General features: G+C 65.5%; 26 protein-coding genes and 2 pseudogenes. 15 read left to right on the top strand and 13 right to left on the bottom strand.

Annotation, left to right across the window (positions count from 1 at the left end; genetic code table 11):
* Nucleotides 1-10 precede the first annotated feature (10 nt).
* A pseudogene (locus tag CK206_RS17930) lies at nt 11-934 on the bottom strand (IS3 family transposase); the annotation flags it as partial.
* Nucleotides 935-986: 52 nt separating this feature from the next.
* Between CK206_RS17930 and CK206_RS17925 the strand changes: the two are divergent.
* Nucleotides 987-2,138 carry an IS30 family transposase gene (locus tag CK206_RS17925; protein ID WP_096907190.1) on the top strand — a complete coding sequence of 384 codons (1,152 nt, stop codon included), beginning with the start codon at nt 987-989 and terminating at the stop codon, nt 2,136-2,138.
* Between the two features lie 17 nt (nt 2,139-2,155).
* Here CK206_RS17925 and CK206_RS17920 read toward each other — a convergent pair.
* Nucleotides 2,156-2,416, bottom strand: a pseudogene (locus tag CK206_RS17920) (transposase); the annotation flags it as partial.
* Between CK206_RS17920 and CK206_RS17915 the strand changes: the two are divergent.
* Entirely contained in the window at nt 2,355-2,966 is a 612-nt protein-coding gene (locus CK206_RS17915; protein WP_096907189.1) for a cation diffusion facilitator family transporter, read from the top strand. The pseudogene CK206_RS17920 and the gene CK206_RS17915 overlap by 62 nt on opposite strands.
* Entirely contained in the window at nt 2,963-3,889 is a 927-nt protein-coding gene (locus tag CK206_RS17910; protein WP_067717485.1) for a DMT family transporter, read from the top strand. The genes CK206_RS17915 and CK206_RS17910 overlap by 4 nt, the downstream gene beginning before the upstream one ends.
* 49 nt (nt 3,890-3,938) lie before the next feature.
* Here the strand turns inward: CK206_RS17910 and CK206_RS17905 are convergent, their stop codons facing one another.
* The gene (locus CK206_RS17905; RefSeq protein ID WP_096907172.1) at nt 3,939-5,459 is read right to left on the bottom strand and encodes an ABC transporter permease; all 1,521 of its coding nucleotides are present in this window, start codon (nt 5,457-5,459) and stop codon (nt 3,939-3,941) included.
* Nucleotides 5,456-6,139: an ATP-binding cassette domain-containing protein gene (locus CK206_RS17900; protein WP_096907171.1), complete on the bottom strand. Its 684-nt coding sequence runs from the start codon at nt 6,137-6,139 to the stop codon at nt 5,456-5,458. The genes CK206_RS17905 and CK206_RS17900 overlap by 4 nt, the downstream gene beginning before the upstream one ends.
* Nucleotides 6,140-6,878: 739 nt before the next feature.
* Here CK206_RS17900 and CK206_RS17895 point away from each other — a divergent pair.
* Nucleotides 6,879-7,361: a DMT family transporter gene (locus CK206_RS17895; RefSeq protein ID WP_254050648.1), complete on the top strand. Its 483-nt coding sequence runs from the start codon at nt 6,879-6,881 to the stop codon at nt 7,359-7,361.
* Between the two features lie 33 nt (nt 7,362-7,394).
* Here the strand turns inward: CK206_RS17895 and CK206_RS17890 are convergent, their stop codons facing one another.
* A complete protein-coding gene (locus CK206_RS17890) occupies nt 7,395-8,654 on the bottom strand; it encodes an IS256 family transposase (protein ID WP_096907187.1) in 1,260 nt (419 codons plus the stop codon).
* Between the two features lie 248 nt (nt 8,655-8,902).
* Between CK206_RS17890 and CK206_RS17885 the strand changes: the two genes are divergently transcribed.
* Nucleotides 8,903-9,833, top strand: a protein-coding gene (locus CK206_RS17885) for an IS5 family transposase (protein ID WP_371607044.1) whose coding sequence is annotated in 2 segments (ribosomal slippage) — nt 8,903-9,286 and nt 9,288-9,833 — 930 coding nt in all. Because the reading frame shifts where the segments join, the coding sequence is not laid out codon by codon here.
* A 231-nt stretch (nt 9,834-10,064) separates the two neighbouring features.
* Here the strand turns inward: CK206_RS17885 and CK206_RS20525 are convergent.
* Both CK206_RS20525 and CK206_RS17875 read right to left on the bottom strand, forming a co-directional pair.
* Nucleotides 10,065-10,496 (bottom strand): heavy-metal-associated domain-containing protein, encoded by a 432-nt coding sequence (locus tag CK206_RS20525; RefSeq protein ID WP_254050647.1) that lies wholly within the window; start codon nt 10,494-10,496, stop codon nt 10,065-10,067.
* Between the two features lie 49 nt (nt 10,497-10,545).
* On the bottom strand, nt 10,546-11,064 hold the full coding sequence (locus CK206_RS17875; protein ID WP_256385639.1) for an IS3 family transposase: 519 nt from the start codon (nt 11,062-11,064) through the stop codon (nt 10,546-10,548).
* 207 nt (nt 11,065-11,271) lie between these two features.
* Here CK206_RS17875 and CK206_RS17870 point away from each other — a divergent pair, with 207 nt between their 5' ends.
* Nucleotides 11,272-11,616, top strand: a complete 345-nt coding sequence (locus CK206_RS17870) for an NADH-quinone oxidoreductase subunit A (RefSeq protein WP_007626392.1) — start codon at nt 11,272-11,274, stop codon at nt 11,614-11,616.
* Nucleotides 11,617-11,711: 95 nt separating this feature from the next.
* Here CK206_RS17870 and CK206_RS17865 read toward each other — a convergent pair whose 3' ends face one another.
* Nucleotides 11,712-12,161 (bottom strand): hypothetical protein, encoded by a 450-nt coding sequence (locus CK206_RS17865; RefSeq protein WP_254050713.1) that lies wholly within the window; start codon nt 12,159-12,161, stop codon nt 11,712-11,714.
* A gap of 15 nt (nt 12,162-12,176) precedes the next feature.
* Between CK206_RS17865 and CK206_RS17860 the strand changes: the two genes are divergently transcribed.
* The 7 genes from CK206_RS17860 to CK206_RS17830 are packed head-to-tail and all read left to right on the top strand — an operon-like array spanning nt 12,177 to nt 19,557.
* A complete protein-coding gene (locus CK206_RS17860) occupies nt 12,177-12,890 on the top strand; it encodes a hypothetical protein (protein WP_007626389.1) in 714 nt (237 codons plus the stop codon).
* On the top strand, nt 12,883-13,818 hold the full coding sequence (locus tag CK206_RS17855) for a complex I subunit 1 family protein (RefSeq protein ID WP_096907183.1): 936 nt from the start codon (nt 12,883-12,885) through the stop codon (nt 13,816-13,818). Before CK206_RS17860 ends, CK206_RS17855 begins: the two co-directional genes overlap by 8 nt.
* 3 nt (nt 13,819-13,821) lie before the next feature.
* Nucleotides 13,822-14,385: an NADH-quinone oxidoreductase subunit J gene (locus tag CK206_RS17850; protein ID WP_096907182.1), complete on the top strand. Its 564-nt coding sequence runs from the start codon at nt 13,822-13,824 to the stop codon at nt 14,383-14,385.
* Entirely contained in the window at nt 14,382-14,684 is a 303-nt protein-coding gene (locus tag CK206_RS17845) for an NADH-quinone oxidoreductase subunit K (RefSeq protein WP_017836397.1), read from the top strand. Before CK206_RS17850 ends, CK206_RS17845 begins: the two co-directional genes overlap by 4 nt.
* Nucleotides 14,681-16,627, top strand: a complete 1,947-nt coding sequence (locus CK206_RS17840; protein WP_007626383.1) for an NADH-quinone oxidoreductase subunit L — start codon at nt 14,681-14,683, stop codon at nt 16,625-16,627. Before CK206_RS17845 ends, CK206_RS17840 begins: the two co-directional genes overlap by 4 nt.
* 2 nt (nt 16,628-16,629) lie before the next feature.
* Entirely contained in the window at nt 16,630-18,120 is a 1,491-nt protein-coding gene (locus CK206_RS17835) for a NuoM family protein (protein WP_007626381.1), read from the top strand.
* A 15-nt stretch (nt 18,121-18,135) separates the two neighbouring features.
* Nucleotides 18,136-19,557 (top strand): NADH-quinone oxidoreductase subunit N, encoded by a 1,422-nt coding sequence (locus CK206_RS17830; RefSeq protein ID WP_031264732.1) that lies wholly within the window; start codon nt 18,136-18,138, stop codon nt 19,555-19,557.
* Nucleotides 19,558-19,731: 174 nt separating this feature from the next.
* On the opposite strand, the gene CK206_RS17825 is transcribed toward CK206_RS17830, so the two are convergent.
* The 4 genes from CK206_RS17825 to CK206_RS17810 form a co-directional block, all read right to left on the bottom strand.
* On the bottom strand, nt 19,732-20,010 hold the full coding sequence (locus CK206_RS17825; protein WP_371607041.1) for a four-helix bundle copper-binding protein: 279 nt from the start codon (nt 20,008-20,010) through the stop codon (nt 19,732-19,734).
* 8 nt (nt 20,011-20,018) lie between these two features.
* Complete coding sequence (locus CK206_RS17820; RefSeq protein WP_007626376.1) at nt 20,019-20,528, bottom strand: DUF2771 family protein; 510 nt, start codon at nt 20,526-20,528, stop codon at nt 20,019-20,021.
* 239 nt (nt 20,529-20,767) lie between these two features.
* The gene (gene ccsB / locus CK206_RS17815; protein WP_017836393.1) at nt 20,768-21,772 is read right to left on the bottom strand and encodes a c-type cytochrome biogenesis protein CcsB; all 1,005 of its coding nucleotides are present in this window, start codon (nt 21,770-21,772) and stop codon (nt 20,768-20,770) included.
* Complete coding sequence (locus tag CK206_RS17810) at nt 21,769-23,415, bottom strand: cytochrome c biogenesis protein ResB (RefSeq protein WP_096907181.1); 1,647 nt, start codon at nt 23,413-23,415, stop codon at nt 21,769-21,771. The genes ccsB and CK206_RS17810 overlap by 4 nt, the downstream gene beginning before the upstream one ends.
* 318 nt (nt 23,416-23,733) lie before the next feature.
* Between CK206_RS17810 and CK206_RS17805 the strand changes: the two genes are divergently transcribed.
* Together CK206_RS17805 and CK206_RS17800 are read left to right on the top strand one after the other, a co-directional pair.
* Complete coding sequence (locus CK206_RS17805) at nt 23,734-24,432, top strand: response regulator transcription factor (RefSeq protein ID WP_096907180.1); 699 nt, start codon at nt 23,734-23,736, stop codon at nt 24,430-24,432.
* Nucleotides 24,429-25,586, top strand: a complete 1,158-nt coding sequence (locus tag CK206_RS17800) for a cell wall metabolism sensor histidine kinase WalK (protein ID WP_096907179.1) — start codon at nt 24,429-24,431, stop codon at nt 25,584-25,586. The genes CK206_RS17805 and CK206_RS17800 overlap by 4 nt, the downstream gene beginning before the upstream one ends.
* Before the next feature lies 1 nt (nt 25,587).
* On the opposite strand, the gene CK206_RS20195 is transcribed toward CK206_RS17800, so the two are convergent.
* A complete protein-coding gene (locus CK206_RS20195; protein ID WP_216824151.1) occupies nt 25,588-26,214 on the bottom strand; it encodes a M23 family metallopeptidase in 627 nt (208 codons plus the stop codon).
* Nucleotides 26,215-26,413: the final 199 nt, after the last annotated feature.

The following is a 26,413-nucleotide window of genomic DNA, read 5'->3' as shown; positions in this document are numbered from 1 at the left end:
GATGGTTTCTCTACGCTGCCGTTGCCGGCTGGAGGCCAGCGTAGTGCACCTCGTTCGGGCGCTTGTAGCCGAGCGCTGAATGGCGTCGTCGGGTGTTGTAGAACCCCTCGATGTAGCTGATGACGTCGCGCCTGGCCTGCCGCTTCGTGGCGTAGACGGTGCGGTGGACGCGTTCGTTCTTGAGCGCGGAGAAGAACGACTCTGCCATCGCGTTGTCCCAGCACACGCCCGTTCTGCCCATCGAGGAACGCATCCCCAGGTCCGTGACCAGCTTGCGGTAGTCGCCTGAGGTATAGACGCTGCCGCGGTCGGAATGGAAGATCGCCCGCGGCTCGATCACCGTCGTCGCGGCAGCGTTCTTCAGCGCCGTCTCAACGAGCTCGGTGCGCATGTGATCGGCGATCGACCAGCCCACGACCTTCTTGGAGTAGCAGTCGATCACCGTCGCCAGGTAGACGAACCCCTGCCACGTGTGGATGTACGTAATATCTCCGACGAACTTGACGCCGGCGCGATCGGCGGTGAAGTCGCGTTCCACCAGGTCAGGCATATCGGCTGCAGCAGCGTCGTCAGCTTCAGTGGTGACCCGAAATGGCCTCGGCTGGCAGGCCACCAGGCCTTCGGAGCGCATGATCTGACGCACCAACTCCGGTGAGCACTCGGTGCCCTCGTCGACCAGGTCGGCGTGGATCCGCCGATACCCGTACGTGCCGTCGGTGGCGGCGAAGAAGTGCCTCACCCTGGCCGTCAGCGCCTGTCTGCGGGCCGCGGTGGCCGAGGTCGGGCGCGAGAGCCAGTTGTAGAACCCAGAGGTCGACACGGCCAGCCAGGCGCACATCTTGTAGAGCGGGTTGGTCTCGGACGGGTCGTTCCTGCAGGAGTCGATGTACTCGTATCGGCTCACGGTCGCTGCTCCCGCGCGAAGTAAGCCGCCTTAGACTCAAACCGTCAACGCAACACCAAGCAATTCATGGTGGAGGTGGACGATGGCCAAGATCGGCCGACCCGGACTGCCGCCGGAGGAACGGCAGCGGGTCTGGGATATGTGGAAATCGGGATCGTCGATCAGTGAGATCGCACGATCGGTCGACTCGCCGCCGGGTTCGGTGTTTTCGATCCTGCGGCCCAAGGGCGGGATCTATCAGCCGCCGCAGAAGCGCCGGGCGGGGACATTGAGTCTGTCCGATCGGGAGGAGATCTCCCGCGGTCTGGCGGCGGGCGACTCGTACCGCCAGATCGGTCGCCAGCTGGGACGTCCAGCCTCGACGATCAGCCGAGAAGTCGGACAGAACAAGGGCAGGAAGAGCTACCGCGCCATTGACGCCGACGACCGCGCCTGGCGACGGGCCAGACGCCCTCAAAAGCCCAAGCTGGCCACCAACCCTGTACTGCGCGGCTACGTCGCTGCACGCCTGAAAGAGGAATGGTCTCCGGAACAGATCGCTGGACGGTTGAAGAAGCAGTACCCAGCCGGATCGCGGATGTTGATCTCGCACGAGGCGATCTATCGGTCGCTGTACATCCAATCCTGGAACGTGCTGGACAAGTCGCTACAGAAGCAACTACGCACCGGTAGGCCGATCCGTCGTGCCGTCAGCAACACCACCACCGGCCAGTGGCGCTCGCAGATCAAAGACGCCGTGTCGATTCATGCCCGTCCAGACGAGGCCGCGGACCGCGCTGTACCAGGGCACTGGGAAGGCGACCTGATCATCGGATCACAGCAGTCCCAGATCGCCACCGTCGTGGAACGCTCCAGCCGCTACACCTGCTTAGTCCAGGTCGACTCACGCCATGCGTCCTCTGTTACTGAAGGACTGTGCCGGGAGCTGTCGGCGCTCCCGGAGACGATGTCTCGCTCCCTGACGTGGGACCGCGGCATGGAGCTGGCCGGACACAAAGACGTCGCCGCCGGCACTGGGATCAGCGTGTACTTCGCCGACCCACACTCGCCCTGGCAGCGCGGCACCAACGAGAACACCAATCGCTGGCTTCGTCAGTATTTTCCGAAGAAGACAAGCATGAACGGCTACTCCCAGGCTGACTTGCACCGAATCGCGGAGAGATTGAACAACCGGCCCCGGAAAACCCTCGACTACGACACTCCCGCCGAACGCTACGCCGCCCTGTTGCATTGACGATTTGAATCTAAGGCTGCTTTTTTCAGGAACGCCGTCTCAGCGCGAAGCTCGGAGTTCTCCCGCTCCAGCTCCTTGAGTCGCGCCCGCTCATCGAGCGTCACCTCGGTCTCCGTGCCGCCGTGGGTCTCGCGGTACTTGTTCAACCAGTTCCGCAATGTCTCGGGGCCCACGCCGTAGGCCACCGCGACGTCCTTGATCGTCTTCGAGGTCGTGATGACCTCCTGGCACAGCTCATCCTTGAACTCCTGGCTGAACCGCCTGCGTGATGCACTCACTGCTGGGTCTCATTTCGGTAGGTCCCTCACTTTAGGAGGGTCCACCGTCCGAGATCACCGCAGCAGGCCAGGCGCACTGTGGCACATTCTTCAGACCTTTGTGGGCAGCCTCCTGATCATCGTCACCGCACTCGTGATCCGCTTTACCGGTTTCTTGCTGATCGACCCACTCTTGGGCATTGCTTTCGGTGTGGTATTGCTGTGGGCGAGCTGGGGCATCTTGCGGGACGCTGCCCATCTACTGATGGCGGGCACACCGACCGACCTCAGCCTTCCCGAGATCACGGCAGCACTGGAGGACACCGAGGGGGTCCAAGGGGTGCACCACGTTCACGCGTCAGCACTGACCAGCGGACGCTATATCTTCTCCGGACACCTTCGAGTGGTCGAGGGCGCCGATCCACAAACCGTCCTGCAAACAGCCTCCACTGTGCTCGAAAACAAGTTCGGGTTCTTCTTCACCACCTTGCAAGTGGAGACCGGCCACCTTGATGAGGCTGGCGCCGAAGCGATCGACATCACGCGGCCCGCGCCGAAAAATAGAACATGAAGGCGCTACTGCTGCTGGCTTTGATCACCGTGTCTGAAGCGACTATCGGCGTATTTGTCAAGCTTAGCGACGGGTTGATTCCCGTCCAGACGCTGACGTTTTACGCGATGGCCTTCGCGGCGGTGTTTCTGTTCATTGCGCGGGCACTGGCGAGCCGGGAATGGCCCCGGTTCCCGCGCGGGAACGTAAAGGACACGGTCATCATCGGCGCGCTGATCGCGGCCCAGGGCGGAGTGTTCAACTACGCCATGACGTTGGTGCCCATCGCCAATGCGGTGATATTCTGGAGTATTGCCCCGTTCTTCGTGTTCATTTTTTCTGCACTGTTTCTTGGCGAGAAGGCGCACAAGCGCTACATCGGGATTTTCGTCATTGCGTTGGCCGGTATCGCCGTGGCTAACCCGCTCAGCGGCGGTCACACCCTGGGCAATCTTGTGGCGTTGGCAACCGGGGCGATCTATGCGGCGATGATCACCTACATGCGTTATGAGGGCAAGACCGAGACGGGTAACGACATAGCCTGGTCGCTCCTGGCCGCGGCACTGGTGCTGTCGCCCTCGCTGCTGCTCGTCGGGCCCGGCAAGGTCTCAGCCACAATCTCCTATCCCGGGCTAGGTATCTCCGTGCCGGTGATGCTTTGGGTGGGGGGTTTGGGCGTGATTTCCACAGGATTCGCCTATTTCGGCATCTCCATCGTTTTGAAAGTTCTCAACGCCAATGTTTACTCGCTGGTCGATATCATTGTCTCCCCTGTGGTAGCCACGACATTGGGGTATCTGGTCTTCGCCGAAGTTCCGGCGCGGAGCACGATTTACGGGGCTGTACTGCTGCTCGGCGCCGGATTCTGGTTGACACGGGAGATGTCGCGGGGGGCAGAAAATCGAGCCGCGCACCCCTGTCAAATTGCCTCCCACCACACTTGAGAGTCCAGGGGTTCGTGCACGAGGTGAACCACGACGTCGTCTTCGACGTTTAGCTGGCTGTCCTCAGTGGGGTGCGGCCCGGTGCGGCAATCCGGTGGAACACCATGGCTGCCGCGAGCGTGATCCCAGCTAGCCAGCCAAGGGCCAGTAACGCCCCGGCGGTCTCGTCGAAACTGGGGGTGAACGCTGCGTCGGTCAAGACGCGAACAGCTCCATGGGAGGGCATCCAAGTCGCCCAGTCGGGTGGGGCGGCGTCGAACATGATGTTCTGGGCCAACCCGACATCAAGGAAAGGCAGCATGAACATCAAGTACAGGCCGCCCAGGCGCCCGACTATAGGTCCGATCAGCACTCCGAGCATGGCGTAGGTCAGGGCAACCGCCAGGGTCGCGAGCGCGAACGCCACCCACGAACGCGGTTGGAAGCTGAAGCTGGTCACGCCCAGGGAGACTGCGCTGACCAACACTGCGGCCAAGAGGATCACCCCGAGACGAGCCGCGAGCACCTCTGCGGTGCGGTAGCCGGCCACAACGAGTCGCCGGTCGGCCTCGAGTGATCCGAGCACGACGAACAGGCCAGCCAGGCCGGCCAGGAAGGCCACGGTGATCGGCACCATGATCGCTCCGTGCACATCGATCATCGAGACAATGGCGATCGTGTCCTGGCCGCGCTCGGTGAGTGCAACGGGGGTGGGCTGATCAGGGGTGATGGCGATCGACAGAGAGATGAAAAAGAAGGGAAGACCGACAAGCAGAACCCACAGTGCGACGTTGCGTCGATACTCGCGCCAGGCGAACCGCGACGCCACCCGTGTGCGCCCCCAGGTCGACTCGGGTGCACGACGACTGGTGCGGCGGTGGCCGGTAGTCAACACGAGGACACCGAACGCGAGCACCAGCCCGCCAAGGGTCCAGACCGCTGCGGCGCCAAGGTCACTGAGCGGGCCCGCGTGGCCAGTGCTGGCATCGAGCATCACCAACGTCGGAAAGTGTGAAGGGAACACGCGGGTAATCCATGAGTCGGACGGACCCATCGCCGGTCCGAGGAATACATCGAACATCCACACGAAGACGATCACCAAAGAGCCGTTGACTTCGGAGCGCACTAGCGCACCCACCGCTGTGCCGAGTCCCAGGTATATGAGGGCAAACATGACGGTGGCTGTCACTGTGCGGCCCACGTCAACGATGTCGGTACGAAGCGCCAGCGCCAGAAGTGAACCGGCAACCGCCACGCCCGCCAACGCCAGAGACGACGCCAGCCTGGCCAGCACGACCCTCGTCGGGGAGGAATCCGTGGCAGCCAGTCGTCGATCTGCCTGACGGGACCCGCTGACGTGGAAGAACCCCGCCACGCCAGCCAGAAATGCTGAGGCCCAGCCGGCGGTCACCGCCTCCAACTGTCCGAGGCTGGCTTGCCCACCCAGGATCCGGGCGAACTCGGCAATCGTGTCCGCTGTCAAGGTCACAAACACCAGGGGCACGACGCCCAGTAGCACCAAATTTATTGGACGGCGGGCATACTCGACCAGATACCGCCACGTCAACGACACAGTGAATGGGGTCGTCATCGTAAGATCGTCCTGCCGTCGACCAGGTCGTAGATGCGGTCGAAGCGCTCGGCGTCAGTGATGAAATGGCTGATGATCAACAGACTGCGCCCGGACTCGCGCCGGTCTCGGGTCAACTGCCAGAACCGCTGGTAGGTGTCCCAGTCGAACCCGGCGTAGGGCTCATCCAGTAGCAGCAGGTCAGGGTCCGGAAGCAGCGCCAAGCCGAGGTTGAGCTTGGCCCGAGTCCCCCCGGACAGCGCCTCAACGCGAGCGTGCCTCCACGCGACAAAGCCCAACGTGGTGTAGATGTCGTCTTTGGACCGCTCGATCTCGTCGTCGTCCATGCGGTAGGCCCGACCGAACAGGTCGAAGTGCTCGTCGCAGGTCAGCCTCTCGTACAGGATCGGCTCCTGCGGACAGAATCCGATGGGCCCAGTGTGGCTAATGGTGCCGCTATCTCGGGGTAAAGCACCCACTAAAATTTTCATCAGAGTTGATTTCCCCGACCCATTTTCGCCCACTAGACCCACGATCTCGCCAGGTCGAAGCTCGATGTCCGCGCCGCGCAGCACGCGTCGGGTGCGCCGTCGTGGCCACCACCCGGTTCGGTAGGACTTAGCCACACCGTGAGCGGCCAACACCACCGTCTCCCCAATAGGGCTTTCAGGCAGGCCGGTAATTGGATCCTGGTCCGTCACATCTGCTCCTCATTCAAATACTGGTAATGATCTCGCAAAAAGATGAAGTTTGGAGTCACCTCCGATGAAGGTTCAATAAACATTCTGAAAGGGCACTCCGGGATTATGGCGGTGGCATTCTTCACATTCATACTTTGAGGGAGGCTCTGCCCAACTCCGGCCGTAACACCGCATACAGTCACATTGGATGCGAGCTAGAAAATCGCGGGCCACCCACCGCGGCGAGGAGGCTACCGATGTCCGACAGAACAGAAGAGGCGATGACCTTCCAGGCAGTGCATACATGGATCGCGTCCTCTCCCGCCGCCGGTGCAGCCACCGCTGCCGAAGTAGAGGTCACCGACGCGATGAGGTGCTCTGAGCTACACCACACCCTGGTGAGGTTGCCCCTCGGTCGCGGTACGGGTGGCACAAATCGGCAGAATTCCCACTGGGCAGGCAAGGACCACCCGCTCGCCGGCCTGCCCGCCAGCGGGCTCGTCGATCCGCTCGTCAACCTATTGCTTCGCTCGCAGCTCCTTGCGTGGGCCAAACCCAGCGGGCTCTTCGCGACCCTTCCCCTTGAAAGCGTCACCTCTCCCCTCCCGCGCCGATTGAGTTCTTGTAGCTCAAGACCCCCGGACCGGATGGCCAGCCCGAGCGACAAATCGGCAGACAGTCAACCGCGGGGGCGTCGATGACCTCCCCGCGAGCCGAAGGCGGATCCCCTGCGTTAACCGGCAAACCGTCCCCGCTTCGGATGTTATGGATCACCGCCGCCCTGGCTGCCTGCTTCCTCGGTATCAAATGGGGACTGCGCGATGCGCCGCTGCTGTGGTTTGCGGCCCTGCGGGCGCTACTTGGCGGTGGCGCCCTGGCTCTCGTCGCCCTCTTTCAGCGACGACAGATTCCGTCCTCTTTCACAGCGTGGGCAAAGATCACGGCCCTCGGGTTGGTCAACGTCACGTTTGCCTTCGCCGCAATGTTCGCTGGCGTCGCCGGGCTGTCCACCGGGGTCGCGGCAGTACTGGCCAACGCCCAACCATTGCTGATCTTGCTGCCCGCTTGGTGGCTGTTCGGGGAACGAATCACGGCACGGACCGGGCTGGCCCTGGGAACAGGGTTCGCCGGACTGCTTATCGTCTCGATACCCGGAGGCGGCGGATCAGGAGCGCTACTCTCGCTACTCGCGGCCGCAGCAGTAACCGCGGGCACGCTGATGGTGCGGTCAAGCCCCTGGTAGTGGTGTAACTGGTTTGTGATCCTTCGTTGGTGGTCAGGCGGGTAGTTGCATCAGGTCATCGGTGCTCACCTCCGTCGGCGAGCTGGTATCGGTACCGGTGGTCAGGGTGAGTCGGCAGCGGCCCAGAACTTCGAGGCCGAGGTAGCGGCGGCCTTCGGCCCATTCGTCGGTCTGTTCGGCCAGGACGGCGCCGATGAGGCGGACGATGGCGTCGCGGTTGGGGAAGATCCCGACGACGTCGGTGCGGCGGCGAATCTCGCGGTTGAGTCGTTCAGTGGGGTTGTTGGACCAGATCTGGCGCCACACGTCGTCGGGGAACCCGGTGAAAGCGAGCAGGTCCTCCCGGGCGTCCCCGAGGTGGTCGGCGACCTCAGGCAGCCGCCCGTCGGTGTACTCCAAGAGCCGGTCGAACTGCTCATGCACCGCGGTGGCGGTGGGCTGGTCGTACACGCTGTGCAGCATCGCTTTCACGGCCGGCCACATGCTCTTGGGGCACACGGCCATGAGGTTGGCGGCGTAGTGGGTGCGGCAGCGCTGCCAGGCGGCGCCCGGCAGGTTCGCCGCGATCGCCTCGACCAGACCGGCGTGGGCATCGGAGGTCACCAGTCGAACCCCGCCCAGGCCGCGGGCGACCAGGTCGGCGAAGAAGGTGTTCCACGAGGCCTTGGTCTCACTGGTCGCGACCTGCATACCCAGCACCTCGCGGTGGCCGTCGCCATTGACCCCGGTGGCCAGCAAGACCGAAGCTTTCACGACCTGCTTGTTCTCGCGGACCTTGATGGTCAGCGCATCGGCGGTGACGAAGGTGAACGGTCCGGCCTCGTCCAGCCGGCGGTGCCGGAACGCGGCGACTTGCTCGTCCAGGTCGGCAGCCATGCGGGAGACCTGCGACTTGGACAGTGAGTCGATGCCCAGGGTTTTGACCAGCTTGTCCATCCGGCGGGTGGAGACTCCAGCCAGGTAGCAGTCCGCCACGACGGTAATCAGGGCGGATTCGGCCCGCTTGCGGCGCTCGAGCAGCCACTCGGGGAAGTAGCTGCCCGAGCGCAGCTTGGGGATGGCGACGTCGACGGTGCCGACGCGGGTGTCCAGCGGTCGGTGGCGGTAGCCATTTCGGTAGTTGGTGCGCTCAGCTGAGCGGGCATTCCACTCGGCACCGCAGACAGCATCAGCATCGGCGGACAGCAGCGCGTTGATCATGGTCTGCAGGAGCTCGCGCATCAGATCAGGTGACGCGTCGGCGAGGGCTTGGCCAAGCAGGCCTGCAGGGTCGACAATATGGGGTGCGGTCATCGTGATGACTCCTCGAGAATTCTTTAGACGGTTGACTCGAAGGATCACACGGTGGCCGCTCTACGTCCGTGCCGACACGAAGTCGAGCACGATCTCGGCCACCGAGTTACACCACTCTATGGGGCACTACTGATGGTGCGCGGTTTGGCAGACCTCGACGTCGTGGTGCTCAGCGCTGCCCACTTTTTGATCGGGGGGCTAGGGCGTGTCTCCCATAGTTGAGTGTTGACTCGCGAGACCGTGGCCGGATGGGACAGACGAAGTCACGTTTTCGCCAGTTCACCGATGAGCAGTGGGCACGGATCGAGCCCCTGCTGCCCTCGAACGAAGGACGGCAGGGGCATCCGTTCCGCGACAATCGCAAGGTCGTCGAGGGCATCATCTACCGCGACCGAGCAGGAATTCCCTGGCGGGACCTGCCGCGGGAGGAGTTCGGGGCCTGGCAGACGGTCTGGAAGCGTCACGCCCGCTACGCCCGAGACGGCACGTGGGACCGAGTCTTGCAGGCCATCCTTGCCGAGGCCGATGCGGCCGGAAAGATCGACTGGAACGTCTCGGTAGATGCCACCATCTGCCGAGCCCACCAGCACGGCACAAACACAACGCGCCCTGATCAGGACACAGGGGGCACGATCGAATCACAAGAACCGCCCCTTCCTGGACTGTGAACCTGCAGGCCACGGCATTGGCCGCTCCCGCGGCGGGCTGACCACCAAGATTCACAGCGCCGTCGACGGTCGCGGCCGGCCGCTGGCGAGTGTGGTCACCGGCGGCCAACGACACGACGGCGCGATGCTCGAACAGGTCTTGGCCGACATCCACGTCCCGCGCCCTGGCCGGGGCAGGCCTCGCACCCGTCCCGACGCGGTGATCGCCGACAAGGCGTACTCGTCCGGCACGATCCGCCGCCAGCTCCGCGCCCGTGGAATCACCGCGGCCATCCCCGAGAAGAGCGACACCATCGCCTCCCGCAAACGCCGAGGCTCCCGCGGTGGCCGGCCTCCGAAACTCAACGCCGACCTCTACAAAGACCGCAACGTCGTCGAGCGATCCTTCGCGCTGGCCAAGCAGTGGCGAGCTCTGGCCACCCGATACGACAAACTCGCGATCACCTACCGCGCCGCCGTCACGCTCTGCGCAATCCTGACCTGGCTACGCCAATTAGGAGACACGCCCTAGTGACCTCCGATGCCCACGACGGGCTCACCAGCGGACCAACCCGACAGAGGCGGCGCTTTGGGCTGATGCGATGATTTCGGACAGCGGAGTTGATGGTTTCTCTTACGCTCCAGGGCTGGCCGTCGGTAACAGTAGTGGAGGCTCCGAAGTTCCGGATTAACCGGTCCAGAGTGTGTCGCCCGATGTGCCGCGGGCCTCAGTGCTCAGCTCATGTTGTTCCAGGGTTACCGCTCAGCGTTGTGCTCTGTGCGGCAACCCGGAGTCTCCCTTGTCGCGTGCCACGGCGGTGGGTCCTCTGCCGGGATCGGATTCCTCGGCATAGCCGCGCCAGCGTTCACGGGTGGATTCGTCGAGTTCCTCCCAGTCCGGAGCCGGCGGCTGGAACAGCCCGGGCAACACCCTCATCCGCTCTTCATAGAGGACACGCCCCGCCTTGTCCTGTGGATTTGCGTCTCTGCTCACCATGGACAAGGAGCCACCAACCGCCTGATCTGCGGAGACTATCGCGTACCCAGCGTCGGCCACGGCTTGAGATACAGCCTGGATGGTCACGGTTCCAGTTGTTGTCATACTTCCTGCCTGCAAGTTGACTTCGACGCCGGTCACGCCGGGCAATGCACCAACAGCGGCTTTCACGGACGAAACGCAATGCTCACAGGTCATCTGGGCTGTGTCAAGGAATGTGGACAGTTCCTCGGTGATTTCTGAACTGTCAGGCCGCCCGGGATAGGTCTTGGGCGGCGTGGTGATCGTTCCAGGCTCGGGCCGGGGTGCGGTACCCGATGCTGGAGTGTGGTCTGCGACGGTTGTAGAACACCTCGATGTACTCAGCGACGGCGAACCGTGCCCGAGCACGGGTGGCGAACACCTGCTGGTGGTACATCTCGTTTTTCAAAGTGGCGAAGAACGTCTCCGCGGAGGCGTTGTCCCAGCACACCCCGGTCCGGCCCATCGACTGGGTGAACCCGTTGTTGGCGCAGTAGGTGACGCATTCATCTGAGGTGTATTGCGACCCGTGGTCCGAATGGAAAATCGCACCGGAGGCGGCCCCGCCCTGGGTACGTGCCATCTCGAGAGAATCGACGACCAGGCTGGCTCGCATGTGCTCGGCTGTCTGCCACCCGATCACCTTGCGGGTGGCCAGGTCGATCTGGTCTAGTCGAGGAATGTGGACAGTTCTTCGATGAGTAGCCAGCGACGCGCGGAGGTGTGCGCTTTCTTTCGACGACAACCTCGCCCCCAGTCGAGCCCAACCGGTTCCAGAGATTTCGCATCAGTCGGACCCACACGCGGGTGTTCCTGCTCTGCGGAGCCGGCCCCGGTCACGGCTGACCGCCGAGCTGGAACGAGATTATCGATCGCGGTAATCCGTTAAGGTGACTCCCATCGCTCAGCGACCGGCCTCGATGTTCGACCGCGAGAAAGGGGAGAGACCGTCATGTCCTCAGGGATCGTGTCCGTGGCTCTGGTGGCGCTGTCTGTCGTTGCTCTCTTCTATGCACTCCACCGCGTGGCCAGCATTACCTCCGACCCGTTGACAGTCCTGCCGGCCCAATCCGGGTGGGCACCGCAGGAGCACGCCCTGTCGCGGTTCCACGCACGCTGGTACCTCGCCTCGATCGTGTTTCTGGCCTTCGACGTCGAGATGCTCTTTATGTACCCGTGGGCCGTGGTGGTGATCGAGAAGGGGCTCTCTGCGGTGGTGGAGATGTTCCTGTTCCTTGGTGCCCTGCTAGTCGCCGTGGCCTGGGCACGGCGAGAAGGCGCATTCCGATGGGCTTGAGCCCGTTTCTCGCCCGCCTCGCCGTCCAGGCCACCCGGGTGCTCGTCGTCGAGGCCCCGGGCCAGTGGGCGACTCGGATGGAGCTTGAGCAACAGCTACTCCGTCGCGGGTGGCGGATAGCCAGTAGTCCGGCTCAGGGGGACGTGCTCGTCGTGTGTGGTGCGCCGGGCCCTGAGCTGTCGGATCTGGCGAACCGCCTCTGGGAGCAGATGCCCGGCCCTCGGGTGCGCATCGGCATCGCCTCGCCCGGAGCGGTGGTTCCCGCCCTCGACAATGCCACTGCGCTCCTGCTCGACACTTCCCATCACCGGACCGACGCCCGCGAACGGGCGCAGGAGCCCTCGATGTCCGATCACGCGAACAATGCTGATGGCGAAGGGCACGAAGGGCACGTGGGCCACGAAGGACACGAGGAACACCAGGGCCACGGTGGACACTCGGACCACGAAGAGCACGCGGATCGCCAGGCGCACGAGGGCCACGAAGACCATGGCGGGCATGGTGGCCACGAGGGCCACGCAGACCACGGCGGGCACGAGGGCCATGAAGGCCACGGGGATATGGACATGGCTCCCGCCGGGATTCCCTTGGCCGAAGGCGGGGAGGACCGCGACGGCCTGGAGATGGATGTTCTCCATCTGCCGCTCGGTCCGGTATTGCCGTTCTGGCCGGCCGGGCTCGTGCTGCACTGCTCGCTACAGGGGGACGTTGTCGTCGACGCCACCGCCTCGGTGATCGACGCGACGGAGCACAGGGCCGGAGCACCCGGTCGGCCCACGGACCACGCGTCTGCCACGGTGACCCAATGTGATCAGGTCATGGCACTGCTGGCACTGGCCGGTGCCGAAGACCTGGCGGACTGCGCCCGCCGTGCCCGGGACGGGATTCTGACGGGCGATCCCGGTGCCGCCCGTGACGCCGTCGAGCGTCTGCACCGGAAGGTTCGCAGGTCGCGGCTGCTGCGCTGGTCATTGCGGGGCGTGCTGCCGCTCGGCCCGGCCGATCTGGAGCGCCACGGCTTGCCGGGGCACTGCCTCGGGGATGCCCACGACCGGTTGCTGGCCCAACTGGAACGGATCCGCGTCGAGGTCGGCGGCGCAACGCCGGACCGGGCGGATGGCGGCTCAGCGCAGGAATCTGCGGACAAACTAACTGTGCCGTGGGCGGTGGTGCCGGACCTGGTGACCGGTTTGGAGCTGGGCACTGTGCGCTTGGCGGTGGCGAGCCTTGATCTGGGCTCGCATCCTGCCGTCCGGGAGGTGGGGCATGTCTGAGACCGTGGTGACGACCGTGTCCGGTGGGTGGGCCGTGCTGGCCGGGGTGATCCTGTGTGGGCTGGCGTTGTTCGCGGTGGCGCTGGACGGGGTGCTCTCGTCGCCGGCGCGGGGCGGCGGTCGTGGCGGGCCCACTCCCCTGGCCCGTGCGGCCCGTCTGTTGCGGCAGCGTCGCCGCACGACGGTCGCCGCGGACACCCTGCTGTGGCGGATCGGCGGCGCGGGCATGCTGGTCGGGGCGTTCCTGATGATCGCCGTGATCCCGCTGGGCCGCTGGACACTGGCGGACCTCGACGTGGGAGTCGTGTGGTTCAACGCCGTCGACGTCATGGTGTGGGCCCTGGTCTGGCTGGCGGGGTGGGGCGCCAACTCCATCCACGGTCTGGTGGGCGGTTACCGCTTCCTCGCGCACGGGCTGGCCTATGAGCTGCCGCTGATGTTCGCATTGGTGGCCCCGGCGATCGCCGCCGGCAGTCTGGCGGTGGGCGACGTCGCGGCCGCGCAGGACGGCGTGTGGTTTGTGGTGTGGATGCCGGTGGCGTTCCTGGTCTTCCTGATCGGCGTGACCGGCTTCTCTTTATGGGGTCCATTCGCCCCGGCCCTGTCCGCGGACATCGTCGGCGGGGTGACGGCCGAACTCTCGGGGGTCGATCGGCTGGTCCTGCAGGCCGGGCGCTACCTGTTCCTCACCGCCGGGGCGGCTTTCTCGGTGCCGCTCTTCCTCGGCGGTGGTGCCGGGCCCGTCCTGCCCGACTGGGCGTGGGTGCTGGTCAAGACAGCGCTGGTGCTGACGGTTCTGGTGTGGGCGCGGCGCAAACTTCCGCTGCTGCGACCGGATCGGTTCATGGAGATCGGCTGGACTGTCTTGCTCCCGGCCGTCGTGGCCCAGGATCTGCTTGTGTCCCTCGTCGTGGTCTGGAAGGGCTGAGCCGTGCTGGTCGGGATCGTGTTCTGGGTACTCGCTGTGGTGGCGGTGACCGCGGGGACGGCCGTGTTCGTGGTGGACTCGATGGCCCGGGCCACCTACGCGCTGGCGGCATCGTTCATCGCCGTGGGGGTGATGATTTTGCTGCTGGGTCAGAGCTACCTGGGCATCATCACGATTCTGATGATGGTCATGGAGATGGCGGTGATGGCGGTCTACATGGTGATGTTCATGGGCATGAACCCGGCGCTGATGCCGATGGACATGACCCACGGGAAGAAGACCGCGATCGGCACCTCGGTCGGGGTCTTTGTGCTGCTGGCCGCCGGGGCGCTGCTGATCCCGTGGCCCGAGCGACGTGGCGCCCCACCCGAGGACCTCACCAACGCGCTGGGCCTGGAGATCATGGGCGAAAAGATGTTGGTGATGGCCGTGGTGGGCGCGGTCATGGTGGCCACCATCGTGGCCGGGGTCGTCCTGGCCGCCGGGCGCACCCGCTACGACCGGCTCGGCGACGATCTGCGGCGCCGCCCGGCCGACGACCCCCAGCCGGGAGGTGTGGGTCGATGACCCTGGAGGCCGTTCTGGTGGTGGCCGCCGCCCTGTTCGCCGTCGGGCTCTACGGGGCCCTGTCCCAGCAGGTGGTGGTGATGGTGATGATGGGCCTGGAGTTGATGATCAACGGGGTGCTCCTGGCCGCCGCGGGGTTCTGGTGGTTCCTGGCCCCGGGCCCCTCCGGGCAGGTGCTGCTGCTGGTGGTGCTGGCGGCCATGACCGTGGAGATGGCCATGGGCTTTGCCGTGGCGACGCTGTTGCACCGCAAGCGGCAGACCGACATGACCGACATGGCCGAGGATCTCTCCGGATGACCGCCGACCAGACCTTGCTGCTGACCCTGGTGGTGCTCCCGGCTGCCGTGGGTGCGGTGCTCGCGCTGACCCGGGCGGAGCGGGTTGCGGCCCCGATCGCGGTATCGACCGCTGCCGTGACCGCGCTGCTGGCGGCTGTCGTCGCCGTTGCGCGGCCTGCGGTGGCGTTCCCGTTCATCGCCGGCGTCGACGTGGCATTGGAGGTCGACGCCCTGGCGGCGCTGACCCTGCCGATGGTCGCAGTGGTGACCCTTTTGGTGCTGGTTTTTGCGGCCGGCAACATCCGGGCGGCCCGGCCCCGCTTCCACGGGCTGATGCTGCTCTTCGCCGCCGCGGCCCTGATCACGGCCTCGGCCGCCAGCCTGCCGGCGCTGCTGTTTGCCTGGGAGTTGATGGGCGCGACCTCGTACGCGTTGATCGGGTTCTGGTGGCGGGACACCGACCGCGTCTCGGCCGGGCTCACGGCCTTCCTCACCACCCGTACCGCCGACCTGGGTCTCTACCTGGCCGCCGGCGCTGCCTTGGCCGGCGGCGCCGGTATGGGCCTGTCCGAGTTGCCGGCGGCGGAGAGCCCGTGGCGGCACGTGGTGGCGGCCGGGATCCTGGTGGCGGCACTGGGCAAGGCCGCGCAGCTGCCGTTCTCGTTCTGGCTCTCCGGCGCGATGAAGGGCCCCAGTCCGGTCAGCGCACTGCTGCACTCGGCGGCGATGGTGGCAATGGGCGGTTACCTGCTGCTGCGCGTGGAGCCGCTGCTCGCCTCCACCGGGTGGGCGGGCCCGGCCGCCGCGTGGATCGGGCTACTGACCGCGGTGGCGATGGGGATCGTGGCGTTGGCCCAACGGGATCTCAAACAGTTGCTGGCGGCGTCCACTGTGGCGCAGATGGGATTTGTGGTGCTGGCCGCCGGAGTGGGCGCGGTGAGCGGAGGTGCCGCCCAACTGGTGGCCCATGCCTCCACCAAGGCACTGCTGTTCCTCGCTGCCGGGGCGTGGCTCACCGCGTTGGGCACCGAGAAGCTCACGGAACTGCGCGGGGCGGGCCGCCGATGGCCGGTGGTGGGCGTGACCGCGACCGTGGGAGCCCTGGCCCTGGCCGGGATCGCGCCGCTGTCCCTGTGGGCGACCAAAGACGCGGTGCTGGCTGGGGCCCTGGAGACCTCGGCCTGGCTCTACGCCACAGGACTGGTGGCGGCGGCCCTGTCGGCGGCCTACTCCGGCAAGGTCCTATGGACGATCTGGCACCGCGGGGCCCAGGCCCGGGTCGAGGAGCCCACCGCCGGGCGGGAGGTCGGCGCAACGCAAGAGCTCGGCACCGGGCAGGTGGGGGCGCTCGAGCAGGCCCCGCTGGTCGTGCTGGCCGCGGGGGCGGCCGCGGTGTCGGTGTTGGCGCTGCCCCCGCTCAGCGGCGCCCTCGCCCAGGCGATGGGCGGGCACGGCGAGGTGACGGCGCTCGAGCTCGTGGTCTCGGCCGCCATCGCCCTGGCCGTGGTGCTGCTGATGCGACGTCTACGCGCCCCGGAACTCGGGTGGGCCGAGCGGTGGCTGGGGCTGGAGGCTGCTGCGCACGTTGTCGTCGTCGTTCCCGTCATGCGGTTGGCGCACCTCCTGGCCCGGTTCGACGACGCGGTCCTGGACCGCGCCGTGACCTCCGTGGCCGGGGCCGTCCCGATGCTGGCACGGTCCGTGGCGCGGTTCGACGACGAGGTCCTCGACGCCGGAGTCGGAGCAGCCGCACGGGCCGCCCATACGGCCGGGCAGGGCGCGGCCCGCCTCGATGACGCCGTGGTCGACGGCGCCGTCGAGGGCCTGGCCGGTTGGGTTCGCCGACTCGGGCACCTGGCCCGCACCCCGCAGACCGGGGCCGTCCACCAGTACCTCCTGCAGGCCGTCGCGGTGCTCACCGTGGCCGTGGTGGCCTGGACCGTCTACGCAGTGATGGGATGAGCATGCTCAGTCTGATCGTCTTTCTCCCCTTGGCCGCCGCCGCCGTCCTGGCCGCGGTGCCGGCGATCGGGCCGGCGGCCGCGCGATGGGCGTGGATCGCGGTGAGCGTGCTGGAAGTGCTGCTGGTTGCCGTGGTGTGGGCCGGCTACAAGGACCCGGGACCGAACGGGCTGGCGTTCGAGGAGCAGGTGCCGTGGATCCCGGGGGTGGGCAGCAGTTACCACGTGGGCATCGACGGGCTGTCCCTGCCGCTGGTGGCGATGACGGTCGTGGTGTTCTTGGCGTGCGCTGTGTACTGCCTGCGGGATTCGGACCGGCCGCGCGTGCAGGCGGCGCTATTTTTGTTCCTGCAGAGCATGAGCCTCGGCGTGTTCGTTTCGGCCGACCTGATCCTGTTCTTCGTCTTTTTTGACCTGTCGATCGTGGGAATGTACTTCATCATCGCCGGGTGGGGCCACGGCAATGCGGCCCGGTCGGCGCTGAAGTTCTTCCTCTACACGTTCCTGGGGTCGCTGGCCCTGCTGCTGGGTTTCATCGGGCTGTATGTGTTCTCGGCGCCCCACACCTTTGACATCCCCGAGCTGGTCGCCGCACCCCCGCTGGCCGGTGAGCCGCTCGCCGGGGGGCTGGTGCTGGCGGCGATCCTGGTGGGCTTGGCCGTCAAGACCCCCACCGTGCCGTTCCACACCTGGCTTCCCCCGGCCCACACCGACGCCCCGGCCGCCGGCTCGGCCGTCCTGGCGGGGGTGTTGCTGAAGATGGGCGCGTACGGCTTCGTGCGGATCGCCATGCCGATGCTGCCCGAGGTCTGGCGGGCGTGGGCCTGGGTGATCGTGGCCGTGGGAATCGTCTCCGTGCTCTACGGCGCACTGGTGGCGCTTGCCCAGACCGACCTCAAGCGGATGATCGCCTACACCTCCGTCAACCACATGGGCTACATCGTCCTGGCCCTGGGTGCGGCCGGGCTGCTGGTGGAGGGTGCCGAGCAGGCCCGGTCCGTGGCGGTCACCGGCGCGATGGTGCAGATGGTCAGCCACGGACTGATCACCGCCGCCCTGTTCTTGCTGGCCGGGGTCATGCAGAGCCGGGCCGGGACCTACGACCTGGGTTCCTATGGCGGGCTGGCCGGCCCCGCCCCGCGGTACGCGGCGCTGTTCGCGATCGGCGCCTTTGCCTCCCTGGGCCTGCCCGGGTTCTCCGGGTTCATAGCCGAGTTCCAGATCTTCGCCGGCAGCGTGGCCGTGGCCCCGGTGACCGCAGTGGCGCTAGTGGGCATCGTGATCACCGCCGCCCTGTTCCTGCGGGCCCTGCAGCGGGTCTTCACCGGGCCCGCCGCCGGGCGCTCCCCCGGGTTCGCGGACCTGCGGGCGCACGAGCTGTGGTCGGCCGGCCCTCTGCTGGCGCTGTCCGTGCTGATCGGAGTGCTGCCGCTGGTGCTGCTCGGGGTGATCGAGCCGAGCTCGGCCGCCCTCGTGGAACTGGTGGGACGGTAACCCGTGGACGCCTCCATGCAGATGAGCCCCGGGCTGCTGCTGCCCGAGATCATCGTCTTTACCGGCGGATTGGCGGTGCTACTGGGCGGATCGTTCCTCCCCCGGCAGCGCCAGTGGATCGCCCGCGCCGCGGCCGCCCTGGCGCTACTGGGCGCCGCGACCGCCGCCGCGGTGGCTATGGCCGGGCCTGCGCAAAGCGCCTTTGCGGGTACCTTTGCCGTGGACACCGCCACCGGCGCCGCACGGGTGATAGCCACCCTGGCCACCCTGCTGATCCTGGGGGTGGCCTCCGGGGAGCTCAAGGACTCCCCGCGCGAATCCGACACCTACGCCCTGCTGCTCTTCGCCACCGCCGGGGTGATGGTCCTGGCCGGGATCACCGACCTGTTGGTGCTGATCGTGGGATTCCTGCTGGCCAGCATCCCGCTGTACGGGATCATCGGACTCACCGGCGGCCGCTTGGGCGCCGAGGCGGCGGTCAAGACCTACCTCATGGGGGCGCTGTCCGGGATCCTGCTGATGCTGGGCGTCACCGTGCTCTATGCCCTGGCCGGAGGCACCGACTACGCCCTGCTCCGGGAGGCGTTGCCCACCGCACCGGACGCCGCCGTGGGGACAGGCATCCTGGGGGTGCTGGCCGGGCTGCTGTTCAAGGCCGGCGGGGTGCCGATGCACTTCTGGGTGCCCGACGCCGCCCAGGGCTCCGGGGTCACCGCCGCCACGTTCCTGACCACCGTGCCCAAGGTGGGCGCGCTGGTGGCCGTGTACCGGTTGGTGGCCACGGTCTCCGCCGAAGAGCACTCCTGGTTGCTCGTCGCCGCCCTACTGGCCACCGCCTCGATGTTCCTGGGCAACCTGGCCGCCTACTGGCAGACCGATCCCCGCCGGCTACTGGGCTGGTCGACCGTGGCGCAGGTGGGGTTCCTGCTGGTGCCCGTGGCCGCAGCCGGGCGCAGCGACCTGGCCCTGCCCTCGCTGTTGTTCTACCTGGCCGCCTACGCCGTGACCAACGTCGCCGCCTTTGCCGTGACCGCTGCCCTGCCCGAGCACCGGACGCTCGCCGAATACCGCGGGCTGGCCCGCTCCCGCCCAGGGTTGGGACTGACCGTGCTGGTGGCGCTGCTGGGGCTGGTGGGCACCCCGCCCCTGGCGATCTTCGTGGGCAAACTGACCACCGCCACCGCCGCCTGGGACGGCGGTCACGGGTGGCTGGCTCTGGTGGTGGTGGTCAACAGCGTGATCAGCCTCTTCTACTACCTGCGCTGGTTCGCCCCCGTCTTCGCCCGACCCGACTCCCAAGCCGCCGAGTTCCCCGGACGCGGCGGGATGGCCGCCTGGCCGGCCGTCACGGCCGCGGTCGCCGCGACCGCGAGCCTGGCGCTGGGCGTCCTGGCCGGTGTCCTGTGGGCTGCCCTCGACGGCCCCGGGATCCTGTAGGGCTGGGAGCGGCAGCCTTCCCCAGCCGGAAGGGGCGTCGAGTAGGTGCGGGAGGGAGCCGGGGGCCGTACAGGAGAGCCCGCTTATAGGAGAGAACCCCCTAGATCGTCGGTTGTCGCCGTAGGACCTAAGTCGCACACCCAGTCGAGCAACGACTACAGCGGCGCCGCGGGTTCAGCCAATGGCGCTGAGGAGGTCGCTGCAGGCCTTTTCGCAACGACGGCAGGCGTCAGCACACAGCTTGCAGTGCTCGTGCATGTCGGCGTGAGCCTCGCAGTCTTCGGCGCAAGTAGCGCACGCGGCACGGCAGGCCTTGAGCAACTCGGTGACCACGGTCAGGTTGCTGCCCGTTCGGCGACTCAGGACGGAAGCGGTGGCGACGCAGACATCGGCGCAGTCGAGATTGGTACGGATGCAGTTCCGCAGGTCGGCAGCCGATACCGCTGCCGCCACTGGGGCGCTCAGTCCTCGTAGACGAAGGACACGGACCATTCGCCGTTGAGGATCGACGGCTCACCGGCTTTGTCATAGAAGATCGGGACCGACCGGATGGCTAGGCCCTCGATGGGGCCATGCTCCGGGGTGCTCACCGGAATGAGTAGCTCGCCGGCACCGCCAGCCTCGACGATGTACTCGTTGGTACCGCCCTGACGCACCTCGTAGACGTTCATCGTCGACTCGCGCAGCTCGGTGGACAATCGGACGGTCAGTGTGTGCTCGCTGCGCACCACGAATTCGGGCACCGGGTTGGTGAAGGAGTTGCCGTCCAGGTCGGTCGCGGTGAAGGGCAGAGCCTTGACGGTGCTGCGGTCGGTGGCCACGGTGATCTCCGACAGCACACCGAACCGGGCTTCCGACCCCTTCCACGCCCCCAGGATGGCGGCGATCATGATGATCATCCACGCCAGGATCGCCCAGGTGGCCGGGCGGACACGGCGGCCGGTCAGTTCGGATTCATTGCGGGAGCTCACAGTTTCGTTCTGCCGATCTCTTCGTAGTCGGACTCAGGGAGCCACCGGCTTCCCCGAGGTGCCGCGAACGGTTCCACCTAGCCCAGTGTGGTTACCCGGCTCGCCTCGCACGGTGCCAAAAAGCGTCTCCTGCCCGAGTCGGACCGGGGCGATAGCCGGCCCCGTTTCTTTCATTTCGCGGAGTTGGATGCTGCGCTTTCTAAAGCAGATATCGAGGCTGCGAAGTGCTCCTCAACCGTTCAGTTCAGGCCAGCATAGGAGTGCAGACCGGAGACCACGATGTTGATAAAGAACAGATTGAAGATGAGCACCGCAAACCCGGCGAGGTTGATCCAAGCGGCCTTCTTGGGGCCCCAGCCACTGGTGGCGCGGGCGTGCAGATAGCCGGCGTAAAGGACCCAAGAGACGAAGGAGGCAGTCTCTTTGGGGTCCCAGCCCCAGAAGCGACCCCACGCGCCCTCGGCCCAGACAGCGCCCAGCAGGATGCCCACGCTGTAGATCGGGAATGCGATCACAGCGGTGCGATAGGCCAGTCGGTCGAGAGTGTCGGCATGCGGTAGTGGGCGGGAAAGCCCAGAGCTCCAGCCCGTTTCCTGACCCTGCGGTTGCCACACCCGGATCAGGTACATGATCGAGGCGACGCCGGATATCAGCAGTATGGCCGATCCCAGCGAGATGATCGAGACGTGGATGGGCAGCCAGTACGACTGCAGTGCCGGCACGACGGGAGAGGCTTCGGAATACAGGTTGGTGCCGCCGAAAAACAGCAGGATCAGAACCGGTACCAGTACGAATGGCCAGGCCACCTGTAGGGCCGGCTTGCGCAGGAAAATTAGCCCGGCGCCCACTCCCAGCAGCGTGGTGGCCAGAATGAACTCGTACATGTTGCCCCACGGGAAGCGACCTGTGGCCACCCCGCGCAGGATCAGCGCAGCCGCTTGGAAGAGGAAGGCGATGATGATGAATAGCTGTGCGATCCGTGCCCAGCGGACACTGCCTGCGGACTCACGGTCCTCGTCTCCGGTGTCGGTGAGAGAGGTTGATTCTGTGAGCCCGGGCCCACCGGCACCCACTAGGTTCCGGCTTGATTTAGTCACCTTGGCTACCCGGAATCCGGCGTAGTAGATCAACGATGCGACAAGCGCCAGCACGTATAGACCGAACGCGGACCTATACGCCAGGTCGCTGTAGGTGGAGAGCGTCTCGTTGACAGGCAGTCCCTGCGCGAGAATTACAGTGTTCACCGGATGTTGTCCTTCCACGAAGCGTCGGGGTCGGCGCCTCGACTAGATGCAGTGTCGCTAGGTTCGGGCAAGACGGGTGTAGCAGTAGCAATGGTGGCCAGCCGGTCCCGGAGGTCGTCGAATTCCCGGCCCCAGCCCGATCTGTCCGTCTTAGCGAGGCCACCCAGGTCGACGCGGGTCGCCTGGGCCCCGTCGACAATGACCCGTGCCCAGATCCTTCGGCGACGGACCATCAACGACAGGACGAGTCCACCCACCATGACGGCAGCGAACACGCCCACCCAGATCTGAGTAGGGTCCTCCGAGACCTGGATGTTGATGAACTCGTCGGCTCCATCGAAGCGAACCTCGGTGCCATCGGGCAGGGTCGTGGATTCGCCGGGCATGAGGTTGACGCGGGCCCTACGCTCCAACGCGCCCGACTCCATTAGGTCGGGGTCCAGCGAGAAGATCGACTGTGCGCCGCCATTGTCCAGGCCGGCGTTGCCCTGGTAGACGTCGATCGCCACCGCCGGGTCGTCCATCCGCGGGAAACGGGAGCTGAGTATGTTGCCGTCGAACGAGGCGGTCGGTGCGAACAGCCCCTGGATGGCGATCTGCTGCTCAAGGCGATCGTCGATGTCCGGGTACATGCCGGCTGGCGGATCAAAGCGCATGATGCCGGAGGAGAGAAAAGTCAACAGGTCCGTCGGTTGCCACTGCACTGTGTCTGTACGGGTCTCGCCGTTGGGGAACGTGACCGTGAACGTGGGCGCGAAGCCGTGACCTTGGAGGTAAACACGAGTACCGCCGATGCGCAGCGGGTGGTTGACCTGCAACGTGTAGGGATCCCATGTGTCTGGATCGGTGGTAGTGACCTCCTCACTGAAGCGAATGTTGGAGGTGAACATCTCCGCCTGGCCATTGGGTAGATAGTCGGTACGGAAGTCTTCGACCTTGATACAGAACGGCGCCAAGTCAGTGCCGTCTACCAGCAGACCTGCCCGGAACGAGTCGTACGCACTAGGCGTGGTGTTGCAGAAGGCCGGCGCTTCCTCGTTGGCGATGATCACCCGCATGCCCTCCGCGTACACGAACTTGCCGGCCGCGAACGCGATCAGCAGGAACAGCAAGCCGAAGTGGAATACGATGTTGCCCACCTCGCGCGCATACCCGCGCTCCGCGGACAACTCGATGCTGCCCGACACGCGACCGTCCCCGTTGTTGCGACGGACCCGCCAGCCCTTGAGGCTCTTTTGGACCTGGTCCGCGGCCTGCTCCGGCGTGGCCGTGGTCCGGTACGCCGCATGATGCGGCAGGCGCGCAAGGTTACGCGGGGCGAGCGGCGGCCGGGCCTTGAGTTGTTTGACCAGATCAATCGACCGCGGTGTCAGGCAGCCCACCAGCGATATAAACAGCAACACGTACACGGCTGTGAACCACCAGCTGGAGAACACGTCGAACAGCTGGAGCTTGTCGAAGAACTCCCCCAGCCAGCCGTTGTCCGCGATGTACTGATTGACGTTTCCCTGGTTGAGGCTGCGCTGCGGCAGGAGTGCCCCCGGTATCGCCGCCACTGCCAGCAGAAATAGCAGAATCAATGCCGTGCGCATCGCGGTGAGAGTGCGCCATGAGTTCCGCAGGAACGCGGTGACCGGAGCCATCCTAGGCACTGATATGAGTCCCCTCTGCCGTTCCCGGTGCGACGAACCGGAACGAGGGGCAGCTTCGGTGGGGCGTCACCGGCTTCATAGCATCATCAGCACCGCTGTAGCACGCATAGTCACATCTGGAGATTGTCCTTCGCCGACCCCATTGATTCGGTGGGGGTTTGATGAAGGTCTGATCAAGATCAAGCATGCGATAGGCGCCAGTGGCAGACCTACGACGATGATTGAGGCCTTATGTTCACATCCGATTCTCGAGACGCCGGACCTGAAGGTGAGTCACCGACCACGCGCGCGACCACAGGGCTGCGGGCGATGGTCATCGAAGATGAGCGTGAGCTCGCCGATCTCATCGGTACCTATCTGACCCGCGAGGGCTTCGACATCACGATCGTTCACGACGGGCAGGATGCAGTCGACCTGATCCGGCAGATTGATCCCGACGTCGTCGTGCTAGACCTCGGCCTTCCGCGACTGGACGGCGTCGAAGTGTGCCGCCAGTTGCGCACCTTTTCCGATGCGTATGTCGTCATGCTCACCGCCCGCACCGAGGAGGTCGACACCCTCATCGGACTGTCCGTGGGAGCCGACGACTACATGACCAAACCGTTCAGCCCACGAGAGCTCATGGCCCGCATCCAAGTCATGCTGCGCCGTCCTCGATCGTCTACAGCCTTACGCTCCCCGTCCGCGGCCTCCGAACGCAGAGAGCTGCGAAGGATTGGGGCACTGGCGATCGACGTCGAAGGCCGCGCGGTCACCGTCGACACCACCCCGGTTCAGTTGACCAGGACCGAGTTCGACCTCTTGGCGGCACTGACGCGAGACCCCGGCTTGGTGCTGTCCCGGACGCAGTTGATCAGTGCCATCTGGGGGCCTGACTGGGTCGGCGACACGCACCTGATTGATGTCCACATCGCGCACCTCAGACGCAAGCTCGGAGACACTGCGTCCCGGGGCGCGTACATCCGCACCGTCCGCGGTGTCGGCTACCGCACCGGAGATGGTCAGTGAGCCGGATCGATCTGGGTGACAACGTGACGCGCCTCAAGCGGTGGTTCACCACTGCCACCTTCGGTACCCGGCTACTGGCGGCGCTCGCTTTTGTGATGATCGGTTTCGCAGTCAGTGCCTGGGTCGTCGCCGCAATACTTGCCCCCGGGATCTTCCACGAGCATCTGGAGATGGCCGGACTGTCACAGAACTCCTCCGAAGCAGCCCATATGGAGGAGGCATTCAACTCGTCAATGATGCTGTCTTGGTCGATCGCACTGGCGGTATCGGTGATCTTGTCGCTGGCTGTCAGCGGCTACATCGCCCGCCGCGTTCAACGATCGATCACCCCGGTCACCCGATCAGTCCAGCAGATCTCCGGTGGACAATACGACTCACGAGTGCACGAGCCGAGAATAGGTCGTGAATTCGACGATCTTGTCGTCAGCTTCAACGAACTGGCACGACGACTAGATGCCACCGAAACCACACGCCGACGGATGCTTTCAGATCTCGCACACGAGTTGCGGACTCCCCTGGCCACGCTCGAATCCCACCTTGAGGCGATCGAAGACGGTGTCCGTGCACTCGACGACGACACGCTGCGCATTCTGCGTACCGCGACTGGTCGGCTAGGCCGGCTCGCTCACGATGTCAGCGCAGTGTCCCGAGCCGAAGAACACCTCACGCGTCTCATCCCCATCGGTACCGACACTCGCAGCATTATCGCGGCCGCGATCGACGCCCTGCGCCCCGAGTACTCGCACAAAAATGTGCTGCTCCAAGCACGTATTGATCAGGCAATACCGATCACTGTCGACAGTGATCGAATCAACCAGGTCCTGACCAACCTTTTGCACAACGCGCTCCGCCACACCGATTCAGGTGGGATGGTCACCGTCACCAGTCGCCTACACGAGGGGAACGTGGAGATCACTATCGCCGACACTGGAGAAGGCATCGCAGCGCAGCACCTCGACCACATTTTTGACCGCTTCTACCGCGTCGACACCGCACGCGACCGGGCACACGGAGGAAGCGGCATCGGACTCACCATCACCCGTGCACTCGTCGAAGCCCACGAAGGCCATATCCGCGTTCACAGTGACGGGCTCGGCCGCGGCGCCCGATTCACGATCTCCTTACCGCAGACCCCGGCTCATTCCAAGGGCTGACTCAGTTGGTCGCGATACCGTTTTGCCGGAGCCACTCGATGGGGTCGGCGCGCTCCCGTCCCTCGTTCAACCACACCTCGAAGTGCAAGTGTGAACCGGTGGAAAAGCCACGACTTCCCATGAGGGCAATCGTCTGTCCAGCCTGTATACGCTGGCCCGTGGACACGAGAACCTCTTCCATGTGTCCATAAACGGTCATCGTGCCCTCATCCGACAGCAGTCGGACCCAATTGCCGAACCCTTGCGCCGGGCCGGCATCGATGACGGTCCCGTCAGTGGCCGCCACGATCGGGGTTCCGATCGCGTTTGCGATATCGATGCCGCCGTGGAGCGAGCCCCAGCGTTGGCCGAACTCAGACGTGAGGGTCCCGACTGTCGGCATCGCTGCTGTTGGACGGCGCGCGGTCTCCTCGGCAACTTGTCGGCGAGCGTCGATTTCGGTGCCTGCCGCCAATGACGACACCATGGCGGCAGCGCTCTCCAGCGGGAGCTCGCCTTGCACCGCAACGGGCCCAGGCAGTTCAGCCGGGGGAAGGGCTATGTCTCCAGACTGGCCAGCAGGACTGATCGACTCCTCGTGCGCGATGAGGTGAATGTGCTCACCACCAGCTTCTGCGTGCTGGTCCACTAGAAAACTTATCGAGGACACGATGGCCCCGGCGGCGACCGTGACGACGACGACCTGATCATGTAACTCGGGCCGGGCGGAGGGTTGGCGATGCGTACCGCCACCTCGAGGGCGACCAGAACTCGCCCAGATGTCGACAGTTAAAGGGTGTGCCTTGCGGCGTGCACGTCTTCGCTCCACTGTCGCCGTGTCTCCCCTG

Source organism: Dietzia sp. WMMA184, from assembly GCF_002441635.1.
Lineage (GTDB): Bacteria > Actinomycetota > Actinomycetes > Mycobacteriales > Mycobacteriaceae > Dietzia > Dietzia kunjamensis.
Note: the sequence above shows the minus strand (reverse complement) of the source record. Positions and strands in the feature narration are given on the sequence as shown.

Bases quoted from the DNA above. Each gene is read 5' to 3' on its own strand.
- CK206_RS17925 (WP_096907190.1), top strand. From the start codon at position 987: ATGGCCAAGATCGGCCGACCCGGACTGCCGCCGGAGGAACGGCAGCGG.
- CK206_RS17915 (WP_096907189.1), top strand. From the start codon at position 2,355: ATGACCTCCTGGCACAGCTCATCCTTGAACTCCTGGCTGAACCGCCTG.
- CK206_RS17910 (WP_067717485.1), top strand. From the start codon at position 2,963: ATGAAGGCGCTACTGCTGCTGGCTTTGATCACCGTGTCTGAAGCGACT.
- CK206_RS17905 (WP_096907172.1), bottom strand. From the start codon at position 5,459: ATGACGACCCCATTCACTGTGTCGTTGACGTGGCGGTATCTGGTCGAG.
- CK206_RS17895 (WP_254050648.1), top strand. From the start codon at position 6,879: ATGTTATGGATCACCGCCGCCCTGGCTGCCTGCTTCCTCGGTATCAAA.
- CK206_RS17890 (WP_096907187.1), bottom strand. From the start codon at position 8,654: ATGACCGCACCCCATATTGTCGACCCTGCAGGCCTGCTTGGCCAAGCC.
- CK206_RS20525 (WP_254050647.1), bottom strand. From the start codon at position 10,496: ATGACCTGTGAGCATTGCGTTTCGTCCGTGAAAGCCGCTGTTGGTGCA.
- CK206_RS17870 (WP_007626392.1), top strand. From the start codon at position 11,272: ATGTCCTCAGGGATCGTGTCCGTGGCTCTGGTGGCGCTGTCTGTCGTT.
- CK206_RS17865 (WP_254050713.1), bottom strand. From the start codon at position 12,161: ATGGCCCTCGTGCCCGCCGTGGTCTGCGTGGCCCTCGTGGCCACCATG.
- CK206_RS17860 (WP_007626389.1), top strand. From the start codon at position 12,177: ATGGACATGGCTCCCGCCGGGATTCCCTTGGCCGAAGGCGGGGAGGAC.
- CK206_RS17855 (WP_096907183.1), top strand. From the start codon at position 12,883: ATGTCTGAGACCGTGGTGACGACCGTGTCCGGTGGGTGGGCCGTGCTG.
- CK206_RS17845 (WP_017836397.1), top strand. From the start codon at position 14,382: ATGACCCTGGAGGCCGTTCTGGTGGTGGCCGCCGCCCTGTTCGCCGTC.
- CK206_RS17840 (WP_007626383.1), top strand. From the start codon at position 14,681: ATGACCGCCGACCAGACCTTGCTGCTGACCCTGGTGGTGCTCCCGGCT.
- CK206_RS17835 (WP_007626381.1), top strand. From the start codon at position 16,630: ATGCTCAGTCTGATCGTCTTTCTCCCCTTGGCCGCCGCCGCCGTCCTG.
- CK206_RS17830 (WP_031264732.1), top strand. From the start codon at position 18,136: ATGCAGATGAGCCCCGGGCTGCTGCTGCCCGAGATCATCGTCTTTACC.
- CK206_RS17810 (WP_096907181.1), bottom strand. From the start codon at position 23,415: ATGGCTCCGGTCACCGCGTTCCTGCGGAACTCATGGCGCACTCTCACC.
- CK206_RS17805 (WP_096907180.1), top strand. From the start codon at position 23,734: ATGGTCATCGAAGATGAGCGTGAGCTCGCCGATCTCATCGGTACCTAT.